Raw genomic sequence first — 13,344 nt, 5'->3', positions numbered from 1 at the left:
CCGTAACGCGCCCTGTGGAGGAGTGGCCGTCGGGGTCGCGAGACCGCACCCTGCCGACGAGACCCCGACATAATGCCGCGCTCTCGTCGGCACGGTGCAGTCTCGCGGTCAGGACGGGGGAGGTCAGGACGGGGGAGGTCAGGACGGGGAGGGGGACGGGGGAGGGGAGGGGGCGAAGACGGTGGGCCAGAGGGCGGCGGCGAGGGGGTAGCCGATGAAGGCGACGACGTCGATGACGGTGTGCGCGATCACCAGCGGCATGACGCGGCCCCACCGGCGGTAGCACCACCCGAACACGACGCCCATCGCGAAGTTCCCGACGATCGCGCCGAAGCCCTGGTACGCGTGATACGCGCCGCGAAGGGCCGCGGTGGCGAGGATGATGCTCCACCACGACCAGCCGAGGCGCCGCAGCCGATCGAACAGGTAGCCGACGAAGATGACCTCCTCGGTCAGCCCCGCCCGCGCGGCCGCCAGCACCAGCAGCGGCACCACCCACCATGCCGTGTCCAGCGGAGACGCGACCACCGCCACGTTCAGGCCGAGCGCGCGTCCCACGGCATACAGCGCCAGCCCCGGGATGCCGATGGCGAGTGCCAGGAGCGCCGCCCGGGCGACGTCGCCCCCGAATCCGCGGAAATCGAGCCCGATGCGTTGCAGCGCATTGCGCCCCGGCTCCCACAGCAGATAGACGACCAGCGCGACGATCGCGAGCGAGAACGCGATGTCGAGAAACCGGTAAAGAGCATCCCACGCCGCCTCGGCATCCCGCGTGGGGTTGAGCTGCGTCTGCTGCTGCCCGATCGGGGTGGTCCGCAGCGACGCCCGCACGAGGGAGAGAACGGAGTACAGCGCGGACTGGCCGACGCTGACGGCCAAGACGAGGCCGATCTCCCACCGCAGACGGACGCGCCCCGCGCGGCCGAGGGATGCGGCCGACCCATCCGCGTTTCGCTCGCTGGATACCCGCATCTTGTCAGATTGCCACACGCCGTTCCCCGCGAGTTAAGTGTCTGTAACGTTTTCCACACACGTTTTGACCAACCCTGCACGCCTCCCTACAGTTTTCGTATCCGTGCCCCCCGGAAATGGCATCGCTGCCTCGGCGGGTGCATCACCCTTTCCACAGGAGGAAATGTGTCGGGAATGACATGGCGCAAGCGCGCCCTAACCGCGGGAGCCGGTGTCGCAGTCGCGGCTCTCGCGCTCGCCGGCTGCACGACGAGCGGCGGGACCGAGGAGGAGACCTCCTCTGAGGGCGGCACGATCACCATCGCGACGACCAACGCCTTCACGTCGTTCAACGGTGACACCCCCGACGCGAACCTCAACACCAACGGCATGGTCGGTTACCTCACCGGTGTGAGCGGCGGACTCGGTCTCGGCGGTTTCCTCCGTCTCGACTCGGACTACAGCATCCTGCCCAACGAGGACTTCGGAACGTACGAGAAGATCTCCGACGACCCGCTGACGGTCGAGTACACCCTCAACGAGGGGCTGACCTGGAGCGACGGCGAACCCATCACCGCCGATGACATGCTCGTCAACTGGGTCATCAACTCCGGTTGGTTCGACGACGCCGTCATCGACCCCGCGACGGGCGAGTCGACGAACGGCGGAACGCAGTACTTCACACTCGCCGGCAGCACCGCGGGCCTGGACACGACCTCTTTCCCTGAGATCAGCGAAGACAACATGTCGATGACGCTGACCTACTCCACCCCGTACGTCGACTGGGAGCTCGTGAACCCGATCGGCAAGCCGGCGCACGTCATCGCGGAGAAGGCGGGCGTCCCGCTCGAGGAGTTCATCGCGACGATCAACACGCTGCCCGAGGGAAACCCCGACGCCCCGGTGCCGGCCAACCCGACGCTGCAGGCGGCCGCGGAGTTCTGGAACACCGGATACGACGTCACCGCGATGCCGACGGATGAGAGCCTGCTGGTCGCCAGCGGTCCGTTCATCGTGACCGACTTCGTGCCGGAGTCGAGCATCACGCTGGAGAGGAACCCCGAGTACCAGGGCGACATGTCGCCGGCGTACGACCAGCTGATCCTCCGCTTCATCGGCGACGCCAACGCACAGGTCACGGCACTTCAGAACGGCGAGGTCAACGCGATCCAGCCGCAGCCGTCTGCCGACACCCTCACGGCCCTGGAGAATGCCAACGCCACCGTCCACTCCGGCGATGAGCTCGCGTACGACCACCTCGACCTGACCTTCGCCGGTGTCTTCGCCGACCCGGCCGTTCGTGAGGCGTTCCTCATGACCGTCCCGCGTCAGCAGATCCTCGACTCGATCGTCACCCCGATCAACCCCGAGGCCGGCGTGCTCAACTCGCAGATCTTCCTGCCCACGGACGCACAGTACGAGGATGCGGTGGCCGCGAGCGGGTACGACGAGTACACCGAACCCGACATCGAGGGTGCCCGGGCGCTGCTGAACGGCGCCACTCCCACGGTGCGGATCCTCTACAACACCAACAACCCGAACCGCGTGGACAGCTTCCGGGCCATCCAGCAGTCGGCCCAGGAGGCGGGCTTCGTCATCGAGGATGCCGGATCGCCCGACTGGAGCTCCCTGCTCGGCAGCGGCAGCTACGACGCGTCCATCTTCGGGTGGGTGTCGCCGGGTGCCGGTAACGCTGCGCTTCCGCAGATCTTCAAGACGGCCGGTGGTGGAAACTACAACCTCTACTCCAACGCGGCGGTCGACGAGCTCGTGGACGAGAGCCAGGTGACCGTCGACGAGGATCGCCTGTCGGAGATCAAGGTCGAGATCGACGCGGCCACCGCCGCCGACTTCTACGGTCTGCCGCTCTTCCAGTTGCCGGGTCTGTTCGCAGACAACGGCACCGTCGCGGGCGTCGAGTACTTCGGGGGTCAGACCGGACTGGTCTGGAACGCGCAGGAGTGGACGCTCGCCGACTGATCTCGGGGACACCCGGGTGACCTGCGGGGTGCCGGAGTCATACGGCTCCGGCACCCCGCACCTTCGCGCGTGAGAGAGCGCGACTACTCTTTCCGAAACACGTTCCCCCGTGAGTCGGACCGATCGAAAGAAGTGACACGCGATGGTCGGATTCGTCCTCAGGCGCATCGCCGTCTCCGTTCTGGTGCTGCTCGCCGCGTCGTTCATCATGTACGTGCTCGCCGCCAACGCCGGAAACCCCCTCCAGGACCTGGAAGGCAGCAACGCCCCGAATCGTGAGCAGCTGATCGCTGCCCGCATCGCAGACCTCGACCTCAACGTGCCGCCGGTCTTGCGGTACTTCCTGTGGCTCGGCGGCGCCGCGCAGTGCCTCGTCCCCTTTGTCGGCACGTGCGACCTGGGGTCGACCATCTCGAACGCCCCGGTCACGGAGATCCTGCCTGCGGCCATGGCCTCGACTCTGCAGCTGGTGATGATCTCCTTCCTCGTCGCGATCATCCTCGGTGTCGCGGTGGGCGTCGTTACGGCCCTGCGCCAGTACAGCGGGTTCGACTTCGGTGTGACGCTGCTGAGCTTCTTCCTGTACTCCCTCCCGGCGTTCCTGGTGGCCGTGCTCCTGAAGGAGTTTCTGGCCATCGGGTTCAACAACTTCCTGCAGTCCGAGACGACCATCCCCCTCGGGGTGATCGTCGCACTCACCGTGGTCAGCGCCATCGTGTGGCAGGCGATGATCGGCGGGCCCGGGCGTCGCCGGCTCATCGTCGCCGGTGTCTCGGGCGCGGCGAGCGCGGCCCTCCTGGTGTACTTCGATGTGACCGATTGGTTCCGCCAGCCGGGGCTCGGCCCCGTCGGACTCCTCCTGCTCATCGGCGGCACGGTCATCCTCGCCACGGCGCTCCTGGCGGGGCTCGACAACCGCCGGGCACTGCTCATCGCCGGCCTCAACGGCGCGATCGCCTACCTCTGCTATTTCGCGCTGCAGGGCCTGTTCGACGTCTCCACGTTCGGGACCCTTTTGATCCTCGGCCTGCTCGCGCTGGCCGTCGGCCTAGCGACGGGATTCCTCCTGGGCGGGCCCGATCGCGGCATGGCCGCGCGTATCGGCGGCATCGTCGCCGTCATCTCCTCAGGTTTCGTCGTCCTCGATCGCTACATGCAGTCCTGGCAGGTCTACATGAACAACCCGAGGATCAACGGCCGCCCGATCGCGACCGTGGGTGCGAGCACCCCCGGGTTCTCGGGTGATGTCTGGCTGTCGGGGATCGACTCGTTCACCCATCTGCTCCTGCCCACCATCGCGCTGCTGCTCATCTCCTTCGCCAGCTACACGCGATACGCCCGCGCCGGGATGCTCGACGTGATGAACCAGGACTACATCCGCACCGCTCGGGCCAAGGGCGTGTCCGAGCGCACCGTGGTCATGCGCCACGCGCTGCGGAACATGCTCATCCCCATCGTCACTCTGATCGCCACCGACGTCGGAACGCTGCTCGGCGGAGCGGTCATCACCGAGCGCGTCTTCGCCATCAGCGGGATGGGGTCGCTCTTCGTCTCCTCCATCGAGCGAGTGGACGTGAACCCCGTGATGGGGTACTTCCTGATCATCGCCGTCACAGCGATCGCGTTCAACTTCCTCGCGGACCTCGCGTACGCCCTGCTCGACCCCCGCGTTCGGGTCGTCGCATGATCGCCATCTTCCGACCTGCGGAGGTCACCCGATGACCCAGATGATGCCCGAACCGGCACTGACCCCGGCGCCGCTGTCCCGGGAGGACGAGCACACCGTCGGCGTCAGCCAGGGGCGCCTGATCCTCCGGCGGTTCCTCGCGAACAAGGTCGCCCTCGTCTCCGGCATCCTGTTCCTCCTGATCGCCGTGTTCTCCATCTCGGCGGTGGGACTCGGTCCCATCCCCGGATGGTGGAAGCACAACTACACCTCGCTCAACACGCAGCTCAACGGCGGTGCACCGACGCTCTCGCTCGTCCCGCAGTGGCTCGGCGGCTCCGGCGTCACCTTCGGCGAGCACCCCTTCGGGCAGGACCGGATCGGCATCGATTACTTCGCGATGACGATGCGCGGCATCCAGAACTCCATCGTCGTGATGTTCGTCATCAGCATCGTCGGAACCGTCATCGGCACGGTCGTCGGCGCGATCGCCGGTTACTACCGCGGCATCGTGGATTCGATCCTGATGCGCATCACCGATGTCGTCATCGTCATCCCCATCATCGTCATCGGCGCCGTCGTGGGCCGGGCGACCGGTGGTCTCGGCGTCTGGCCGCTCGCGTTCTTCCTCGCGCTCATCTCGTGGACCACGATCGCGCGCCTCGTGCGAGCGGAGTTCCTGAGCCTGCGCGAGCGCGAGTTCGTCGAAGCGGCGCGGGTGGCCGGCGCGAGCGACGCCCGCATCATCTTCAAGCACATCCTCCCGAACGCCATCGGCGTCGTGATCGTCGCGGCGACGTTGCTGGCTGCCGCAGCCATCCTCCTGGAGACCGCGCTGAGCTTCCTCCGCCTCGGCGTGCAGCCGCCGGACGTGTCGCTGGGCCTGATCATCTCCGACAACCAGTCCGCCTTCCAGACCCGCCCGTGGCTGTTCTGGTGGCCCGCGCTGTTCATCGTGCTGCTGGCGCTCCTGGTGAACTTCGTCGGCGACGGGCTCCGCGACGCGTTCGACCCCAAGCAGAAGAAATTCTCGTTGCGGCGCACGAAGGAGCCGACCTCGACGCGCTCGACCGCCGCGTCCACCGCGCCCGTCGCCACCGCGCCCCCCACGTCGACACCCCCAGCGCCATGACTCCGACGTGCAGGTCACACCAGAAGGATCGCCCCCACGAGTCCGGCGGCACCCGCGACGATGGCAACGATCGCACTGAGGCGCGGACGCACCTGCAGTTCGGTCCGGTCGGCCACCCCCGGTTCGATGCGCCCGCTGTCGCGCAGCCGGTGCCAGCGATCCCGGACGAGTTCAGCAGCGCGTCCCGAGTCCGTCGTCGGCAGATCGCCCGGCCGCACGTCCGGCCGGGTGGGCTGTTCCGAGCGCCGGTGAGCGCGCGCGGCTCGGACAGAGGTCATGGCGCCGGGCGCCGGTGCCGCGGTGGCGCTGATGCGGCGCCGCGGGGTGTGCAGCACCAGGGCGTAACGGGTGTCGATGTGGATGAGCGCGGCCCAGGGGACGCGGTACTCGGTGAGAACGTTGGCGATCTCTGCGGCCTCGTCGTCGACGGCCACATGGGGCGACCACAGCAGCGCCCACACGAGGGCCACGCCGCTCGCGGCCCCCAGGATGATGCCGGGCGCGGCGGCGACGCCGGGCGTGAGCACGGTCACCAGGGCCACTCCCGCCAGCGCCACCCACGTCACGATGCTCAACACCTGATTGAACCTCGAACGGAACACGACGCGTGGCATCCGTTCATTGTCCCATTCCCCGACGTCTCGCTCCCGCCGCGCGGGACGGAAAGGACGCTGTCATGACCTCGACCGCACAGCCGGCGACCCCGGCGCTGGAGATGACCGACGTCAGCGTCGACTTCGCCGTCGACGACGTCTGGGTCCCGGCGGCGAAGAACCTGACGTACTCCATCGCGCGTGGCCAGGTCGTCGCGGTGGTGGGGGAGTCCGGCTCCGGCAAGAGCGCCAGTTCGATGTCGATCCTGGGACTCCTGCCCCGCAACAGCCGCGTGCGTGGCAGCATCCGCGTCAACGGGCGCGAGATCCTGGGATTGCAGCCTGGGGCCCTGCGTCAACTGCGCGGCACGGAGGTGGCCGCGATCTTCCAGGAGCCGATGACGGCCCTCAACCCGGTGCTCACCGTCGGCTTCCAGATCATCGAGGCGATCCGCGGCCACACCTCCAAGAGCCCTTCCGAGGCCAAGGCCCGCGCCCTGGAACTCCTCGGCCTGGTCGGACTCCCCGATCCGGCCACGGCGTTCGACTCCTACCCGCACCAGCTCTCCGGCGGCCAGCGTCAGCGTGCGATGATCGCCCAATCGATCAGCCTCGACCCGGCGCTGCTGATCGCCGACGAGCCCACCACGGCGTTGGATGTCACCGTGCAGGCCGAAATCCTGGACCTGCTGCGCGACCTTCGCGACCGCATGGATTCTGCGATCCTCCTGATCACGCATGACATGGGCGTGGTGGCCGACCTGGCGGATTGGATCGTCGTGATGAAAGACGGCGACATCGTCGAGCAGGGTGACGTGCGGGCGGTGCTCGGCAACCCGCAGGAGGCCTACACGCGCGAACTCCTCGCCGCCGTGCCGCGCCTGGGCGAGAAGTCGGGCGACCACGAGGCCGTCGATGTCGTGGAGAGCCTGGCGCACGTCGTAGAAGAGGTCGAGGCGGGGGTGGATCAGGCGACGATCGCCGAAGCCGCCGCCGCTCCCGTGATCGCCAAGCCCGTGCTCGAACTCGACCACGTATCGGTGGAGTACGGCAAGCGTCGTCGCGTCGCCGCCTTCCGCGCCGTCGACGACGTGACGCTGGGTATCGCCGAGGGGGAGATCGTCGGGCTCGTGGGCGAATCGGGGTCGGGCAAGTCCACGATCGGGCGGGCCGCCATCGGCCTGCAGCCCATCGCGGAGGGGCGTCTCGTCGTGGACGGCATCGACATCAGCACCGGCGCTCGGAAGGTGGTGGCCTCGCTTCGCCGCAAGGTCGGCATCGTCTTCCAGGACCCCTCGTCGTCGCTGAATCCCCGTATGCCCATCGGCGAGAGCATCGGCGAGCCGATCATGCTCGCCGGCGAGGCCAAGGGCAAGCTGCTCGACGCGCGCGTCGAGCAGCTCCTGGACGAGGTGCGTCTGCCGCGCAGCTACCGCAACCGCTACCCGCACGAGCTGTCGGGGGGCCAGAAGCAGCGCGTCGGCATCGCGCGTGCACTCGCCCTCAAGCCGCGGCTTCTCGTCGCCGACGAACCCACGAGCGCGCTGGATGTCTCGGTGCAGGCCCGCGTATTGGAGCTGCTGAGCGAATTGCAACGGGAGTACCGCTTCGCGTGCCTTTTCATCAGCCACGACCTGGCCGTGGTGGATGCGCTCGCCGATCGCATCGTCGTGCTCCATCGGGGGCGGATCGCGGAGCAGGGCACGCGCGACGAGATCCTGCGCGCGCCGAAGGAGCCGTACACGCAGCGCCTCATCGCAGCCATCCCGGTACCGGATCCGGAGACCCAGGCAGCACGCCGCGAACTGCGCCACCAACTGCTCCTGGCGGAGGGCGACGCATCCTGAATTCGCGGTGCAGCCGCTACACAGCGCCGCGCCGGTAGAATGGGTCGGCCCGATTCCGGGCGAACCCCGAAACTTCAAGGACACCTTCATGGCGCATGCCCTCCGTTCCGATCTGCGCAACGTCGCGATCGTCGCGCACGTCGACCACGGCAAGACGACGCTCGTGGACGCCATGCTCCGGCAGACCGGCTCCTTCGGCTCTCACGAGCACATGGAGGAGCGCGCGATGGACTCCAACGACCTCGAGCGGGAAAAGGGCATCACGATCCTCGCCAAGAACACGGCGATCACCTACTCCGGCAAGCACACCGACACGCCGGTGACCATTAACGTCATCGACACCCCCGGCCACGCCGACTTCGGCGGCGAGGTCGAGCGCGGACTGTCGATGGTGGACGGCGTCGTCCTCCTCGTGGATGCCTCGGAAGGGCCGCTCCCGCAGACCCGGTTCGTGCTGCGCAAGGCGCTGGAAGCCAAGCTCCCCGTCATCCTGCTGGTCAACAAGACCGACCGTCCCGACGCACGCATCGCCGAGGTGGAGGAGGAGAGCCACGACCTGCTGCTGGGGCTGGCGTCCGACCTCCAGGACGACGTGCCCGACCTCGACGTCGACGCCCTGCTGGACGTCCCCGTCGTGTACGCCTCCGGGCGTGCCGGCGCAGCATCCCGCAACCGCCCCGAGAACGGCAGCCTCCCCGACAACGACGACCTCGAGCCGCTGTTCGAGGCGATCCTCGAGCACGTGCCGGCGCCGGCCTACGACGACGAGGCGCCCCTGCAGGCCTGGGTCACGAACCTCGACTCGAGCCCCTTCCTCGGCCGCCTCGCGCTCCTGCGCGTCTTCAACGGCACCCTGAAGAAGGGTCAGACGGTCGCGTGGGTGCGCGCCGACGGCACCGTCAGCAGCGCCCGCATCACCGAGCTGCTGAAGACCCGCGCCCTCGAGCGCTACCCGGCCGAAAGCGCCGGCCCCGGCGACATCGTCGCGATCGCCGGCTTCCCCGACATCACGATCGGCGAGACGATCGCCGACCCCGACGACGTGCGGCCGCTCCCGCAGATCCACGTCGACGAGCCGGCGATCTCCATGACGATCGGCACGAACACGTCGCCCCTGGCCGGCAAGGTCAAGGGCCACAAGCTCACCGCGCGCCTGGTCAAGGACCGCCTGGACCGCGAACTGATCGGCAACGTCTCGCTCAAGGTCGTCGACATCGGCCGCCCCGACGCGTGGGAGGTGCAGGGCCGCGGTGAGCTCGCCCTGGCGATCCTCGTCGAGAACATGCGCCGCGAAGGCTTCGAGCTGACCGTGGGCAAGCCCCAGGTGGTCACCAAGAAGGTCGACGGCAAGACCTACGAGCCGTTCGAGCACCTGACCATCGACGCCCCCGAGGAGTACCTCGGCGCCATCACGCAGCTGCTCGCCGCCCGCAAGGGCCGCATGGAGAACATGACCAACCACGGCACCGGGTGGGTGCGGATGGAGTTCGTCGTGCCCTCGCGCGGCCTCATCGGCTTCCGCACGGAGTTCCTCACGACCACCCGTGGCACCGGCATCGCCAATGCGATCTCGCACGGCTACGAGCCGTGGGCCGGAAGCATCGTGACGCGCCAGAACGGCTCGATCGTCGCCGACCGCTCGGGCGTGGTCACCCCCTTCGCGATCATCGCCCTGCAGGAGCGCATGTCGTTCTTCGTGCAGCCGACGCAGGAGGTCTACGAGGGCATGGTCATCGGGGAGAACTCCCGCAACGACGACATGGACGTCAACATCACCAAGGAGAAGAAACTGACCAACATGCGTCAGTCCACCTCCGACACGTTCGAGTCGATGACCCCGCCGCGCCAGCTGTCGCTCGAGGAGAGCCTGGAATTCGCCCGCGAGGACGAGTGCGTCGAGGTCACCCCGGAAACGGTGCGCATCCGCAAGGTCGTCCTCGACCAGACCGAGCGCGGCCGCGCCGCCAGCCGCCTGAAGCGCCAGGACGCCAACGTCTGACCGCCGACGCCCGGTGCGCGCGGAGGCCCGCCCGGGCGTCGTCGGCCGCCGCTAGGCTGGCGCGAGTGACCTCGCCGCCTCCCGATCCTGTCGACGAGCAGCGCCGGGCCGGCCGGCAGGGGATCGCCGTCTCCCTGGCCACCAGCGCGTACGGGATCTCGTTCGGTGCGCTCGGGGTGGCCTCCGGGCTGGATGTCTGGCAGACGTGCGTGCTGAGCCTGTTCATGTTCACCGGCGGTTCCCAGTTCGCGTTCGTGGGCGTCGTGGGCGCGGGGGGTATCGCGGCCGCTCCGGCCGCCATCGCCTCCTCCGCGCTGCTGGGAGTACGCAACGTCGCCTACGCGATGCGGATGTCGCCGGTGATCGGACCGGGATTCTGGCGACGCGCCGGCGCGACGCAGTTCACGATCGACGAGTCGATCGCGGTCTCGCTCGCACAGACCGACCCCCGTGCACGCACCCTCGGCTTCTGGGTGACGGGGATCGGCATCTACGTGGGGTGGAACCTCTCGACCCTCGTCGGCGCGCTCCTCGGCGACGTGCTCGGAGACCCGCGTCAGTACGGGCTGGATGCGGCGGCGGCCGCGGCGTTCCTCGCGCTGCTGTGGCCCCGGCTGCGGGGACGTCAGGCGATCGCGGTCGGCGCGGGCGCGGCGGTCATCGCTGCGGTGCTCACCCCTGCGCTCATGCCGGGGCTGCCCGTGATCGCGGCGGCCGTGGTCGCGGTGGTGGTGGGATGGTTCAACTGGCTCGGCCGCGCCGACCAGCCGCCGCCGGAACAATTCGATGTGCCCGAACGAGGGGGGTTGCCATGACGATGTGGACGGCGGTGCTCCTGGCCTCGGTGATCTGCCTCGCGCTGAAGGCGGTCGGCTATCTCCTCCCCGCCCGATGGGTGGAGGCCCCTCGGCCGGCGCGGATCGCCGATCTCCTCACCGTGGCGCTGCTGGCCGCCCTCGTCGCCGTGCAGACGCTCGGCGCCGGCCAGGCCGTGGTCGTGGACGCGCGCATCCCCGCCGTCCTGGTGGCAGCCGGGCTACTGGCGCTTCGTGCCCCGTTCCTCGTCGTGGTCCTCGCCGCGGCGGTCACCGCCGCGCTGCTGCGGCTGTGGGGGTGGGCGGTATGACGGGCCTTCGTCCCCGGGGCGGCAGCGCTGCCCGCGGCATCGCGACACCGGCACCTAGACTGTCGCGGTGACCTCTCCGGCGGCCGGGCTCCTCGCAGCGCGCATTCTCACGTGGACGGTGTCGCTCCTGATCGGGGCGGTGTACGGCACCGCCGCCACCGTCGGCCACGCCTTCGCCCTCGGTGCTCTCCCGGTGGGGCTCATCCTCGCGATCGTGGGGACAGGTGCGCTGCTCGTCGCGTTCCGCACGCTCACCGCCGACCGGTGGACGGCGCTGGCAGGCGGCCTCGGGGTCGTGCTCGTGACGTTCCTGTTCAGCAACGTGGGCCCCGGCGGTTCCGCGATCGTTGCCCCCTCCTCGCCGGAGACGGAATGGATCCCTCTCACCTGGACCATCGCCGTACCCGTGCTCGTCGCCCTCGTCGTCGCGTGGCCCGACCTGTCCGGGCTGCGCGCCGAACCGGCCGCCCGCCCCGGTGAGCCCACGTAGACTGAATCCGTGACGTATGTGATCGCCCTCCCGTGCGTGGATGTCAAAGACCGCGCGTGCATCGACGAGTGCCCGGTCGACTGCATCTACGAAGGGGAACGCTCTCTCTACATCCACCCGGACGAATGCGTCGACTGCGGTGCGTGCGAACCCGTGTGCCCGGTCGAGGCCATCTACTACGAGGACGACCTTCCCGAAGAGTGGCAGGACTACTACAAGGCGAATGTCGAGTTCTTCGACGACATCGGTTCGCCCGGGGGCGCAGCGAAGGTGGGCGTGATCCACAAGGATCACCCCGTCATCGCGGTGCTGCCGCCGCAGGGCGAGTGAGCGCCTCCTGATGGGGGTCGGCGATCTCGCTGACTACCCGTGGGACGCGGTCGCCCCGTACGCGGAGAAGGCCCGTCGTCATCCGGGCGGCCTGGTCGACCTGTCGGTCGGCTCCCCGGTGGATCCGACGCCCGCCGTCATCGCTGCGGCCCTGTCGGGCGCGACCGACGCGCACGGGTACCCGCTGACCTCCGGGACCGCGGATCTCCGCGAGGCGATCGCGGCGTGGTACCACCGGCGCAGGGGAGTCCCGGGCCTGACCCCCGCCCACGTCATCCCGACGGTCGGTTCCAAAGAGCTGGTCGCCCTCCTCCCGCTCCTGCTCGATCTCGGGCCGGGGGATGTCGTCGTACATCCGCGAGCGGCGTACCCGACCTACGACGTGGGAGCGCGCCTGGTGGGGGCGACGCCCTTCGCCGCCGACGATCCCGACGAGTGGCCGGCCGGCACGCGCCTGGTATGGCTCAACTCGCCCGGAAACCCGGACGGGCGGGTGCTGGATGCGCCGGCTCTCCGCCGCGCGGCGGACCGAGCGCGCGCGCTCGGTGCGGTCCTCGCCTCCGACGAGTGCTACGCGGAACTCGGGTGGGACGAGCCGTGGGCGCAGTCCCCGATCCCCAGCATCCTCGACCCGCAGGTCACCGGTGGCGACCTCACCGGGCTGCTGTCGGTGTACTCGCTGAGCAAGCAGTCCAATCTCGCGGGGTACCGCGCCGCCTTCCTCGCCGGCGACCCCGCGCTCATCGCGCCGGTGCTCACCGCCCGTCGTCACCTGGGGCTCATGCCCCCCGCCCCCGTGCAGGCCGCCATGACGGCAGCACTGGCCGACGATACGCACGTGGAGGCCCAGAAGGAGCGTTACCGCCGGCGCCGGGCGCTGCTGAAACCGGCCGTGGAGGCGGCCGGCTTCCGCATCGATGCGAGCGAGGCGGGCCTGTACCTGTGGGCCACCGAGGACCGCGACGCGTGGGACAGCCTCGGCCGGCTCGCCGACCTCGGCATCCTCGCCGGTCCCGGCCATTTCTACGGTCCGCACTTCCCCCGACACGTGCGGCTGTCGCTCACGGCGACCGACGAACGCATCGCGGCGGCGGCGGAAAGACTGCGCTCTGCCTGACGTGTGGGCGCCTCCCTCCATTCGGAGGGGGACCCCTCTGGCCGTGTCCGTCCTGGTCCCGCACGCCCATTAGGCTGTACGAGCACGGGGATGAGGTGACCATCCACGTCGTC

12 protein-coding genes are annotated in these 13,344 nt (G+C 69.1%); 10 read left to right on the top strand and 2 right to left on the bottom strand.

Going from position 1 to position 13,344, the window contains the following annotated elements; translation table 11 throughout:
• Positions 1-138: 138 nt before the first annotated feature.
• Complete coding sequence (locus AC2DFQ_RS14970) at positions 139-972, bottom strand: CPBP family intramembrane glutamic endopeptidase (RefSeq protein ID WP_484534442.1); 834 nt, start codon at positions 970-972, stop codon at positions 139-141.
• A gap of 174 nt (positions 973-1,146) precedes the next feature.
• On the opposite strand from AC2DFQ_RS14970, the gene AC2DFQ_RS14965 reads away from it, so the two are divergent.
• From AC2DFQ_RS14965 to AC2DFQ_RS14955, 3 genes are all read left to right on the top strand, one after another.
• A complete protein-coding gene (locus AC2DFQ_RS14965; RefSeq protein ID WP_484508849.1) occupies positions 1,147-2,931 on the top strand; it encodes an ABC transporter family substrate-binding protein in 1,785 nt (594 codons plus the stop codon).
• Between the two features lie 142 nt (positions 2,932-3,073).
• On the top strand, positions 3,074-4,618 hold the full coding sequence (locus tag AC2DFQ_RS14960; protein WP_484534441.1) for an ABC transporter permease: 1,545 nt from the start codon (positions 3,074-3,076) through the stop codon (positions 4,616-4,618).
• Between the two features lie 31 nt (positions 4,619-4,649).
• Entirely contained in the window at positions 4,650-5,729 is a 1,080-nt protein-coding gene (locus AC2DFQ_RS14955; protein ID WP_484534440.1) for an ABC transporter permease, read from the top strand.
• A gap of 14 nt (positions 5,730-5,743) precedes the next feature.
• Here the strand turns inward: AC2DFQ_RS14955 and AC2DFQ_RS14950 are convergent, their stop codons facing one another.
• Positions 5,744-6,343, bottom strand: a complete 600-nt coding sequence (locus tag AC2DFQ_RS14950; RefSeq protein WP_484508852.1) for a PH domain-containing protein — start codon at positions 6,341-6,343, stop codon at positions 5,744-5,746.
• 62 nt (positions 6,344-6,405) lie between these two features.
• On the opposite strand from AC2DFQ_RS14950, the gene AC2DFQ_RS14945 reads away from it, so the two are divergent.
• The 7 genes from AC2DFQ_RS14945 (at position 6,406) to dapC (ending at position 13,231) form a co-directional block, all read left to right on the top strand.
• On the top strand, positions 6,406-8,169 hold the full coding sequence (locus tag AC2DFQ_RS14945) for a dipeptide ABC transporter ATP-binding protein (RefSeq protein WP_484534439.1): 1,764 nt from the start codon (positions 6,406-6,408) through the stop codon (positions 8,167-8,169).
• 88 nt (positions 8,170-8,257) lie between these two features.
• Positions 8,258-10,168, top strand: a complete 1,911-nt coding sequence (gene typA / locus AC2DFQ_RS14940) for a translational GTPase TypA (protein WP_484508854.1) — start codon at positions 8,258-8,260, stop codon at positions 10,166-10,168.
• Positions 10,169-10,233: 65 nt separating this feature from the next.
• Complete coding sequence (locus tag AC2DFQ_RS14935; protein ID WP_484534438.1) at positions 10,234-10,983, top strand: AzlC family ABC transporter permease; 750 nt, start codon at positions 10,234-10,236, stop codon at positions 10,981-10,983.
• Positions 10,980-11,294: an AzlD domain-containing protein gene (locus AC2DFQ_RS14930; protein WP_484508856.1), complete on the top strand. Its 315-nt coding sequence runs from the start codon at positions 10,980-10,982 to the stop codon at positions 11,292-11,294. Before AC2DFQ_RS14935 ends, AC2DFQ_RS14930 begins: the two co-directional genes overlap by 4 nt.
• A 67-nt stretch (positions 11,295-11,361) precedes the next feature.
• Positions 11,362-11,784 carry a histidinol dehydrogenase gene (locus AC2DFQ_RS14925; protein WP_484508857.1) on the top strand — a complete coding sequence of 141 codons (423 nt, stop codon included), beginning with the start codon at positions 11,362-11,364 and terminating at the stop codon, positions 11,782-11,784.
• 9 nt (positions 11,785-11,793) lie between these two features.
• A complete protein-coding gene (fdxA, locus tag AC2DFQ_RS14920; RefSeq protein WP_484508858.1) occupies positions 11,794-12,114 on the top strand; it encodes a ferredoxin in 321 nt (106 codons plus the stop codon).
• A gap of 10 nt (positions 12,115-12,124) precedes the next feature.
• Positions 12,125-13,231 (top strand): succinyldiaminopimelate transaminase, encoded by a 1,107-nt coding sequence (gene dapC, locus AC2DFQ_RS14915; protein ID WP_484534437.1) that lies wholly within the window; start codon positions 12,125-12,127, stop codon positions 13,229-13,231.
• The last annotated feature ends 113 nt before the right edge of the window (positions 13,232-13,344 follow it).

The sequence above is a fragment of the Microbacterium sp. Z11_20 genome, assembly GCF_057197605.1.
Note: the sequence above shows the minus strand (reverse complement) of the source record. Positions and strands in the feature narration are given on the sequence as shown.

Excerpts from the sequence above, each read along its gene's own strand:
- typA (WP_484508854.1), top strand. The coding sequence starts at position 8,258 with ATGGCGCATGCCCTCCGTTCCGATCTGCGCAACGTCGCGATCGTCGCG.
- AC2DFQ_RS14960 (WP_484534441.1), top strand. The coding sequence starts at position 3,074 with ATGGTCGGATTCGTCCTCAGGCGCATCGCCGTCTCCGTTCTGGTGCTG.
- AC2DFQ_RS14965 (WP_484508849.1), top strand. The coding sequence starts at position 1,147 with ATGACATGGCGCAAGCGCGCCCTAACCGCGGGAGCCGGTGTCGCAGTC.
- dapC (WP_484534437.1), top strand. The coding sequence starts at position 12,125 with ATGGGGGTCGGCGATCTCGCTGACTACCCGTGGGACGCGGTCGCCCCG.
- AC2DFQ_RS14950 (WP_484508852.1), bottom strand. The coding sequence starts at position 6,343 with ATGCCACGCGTCGTGTTCCGTTCGAGGTTCAATCAGGTGTTGAGCATC.
- AC2DFQ_RS14945 (WP_484534439.1), top strand. The coding sequence starts at position 6,406 with ATGACCTCGACCGCACAGCCGGCGACCCCGGCGCTGGAGATGACCGAC.
- AC2DFQ_RS14930 (WP_484508856.1), top strand. The coding sequence starts at position 10,980 with ATGACGATGTGGACGGCGGTGCTCCTGGCCTCGGTGATCTGCCTCGCG.
- AC2DFQ_RS14955 (WP_484534440.1), top strand. The coding sequence starts at position 4,650 with ATGACCCAGATGATGCCCGAACCGGCACTGACCCCGGCGCCGCTGTCC.
- AC2DFQ_RS14970 (WP_484534442.1), bottom strand. The coding sequence starts at position 972 with ATGCGGGTATCCAGCGAGCGAAACGCGGATGGGTCGGCCGCATCCCTC.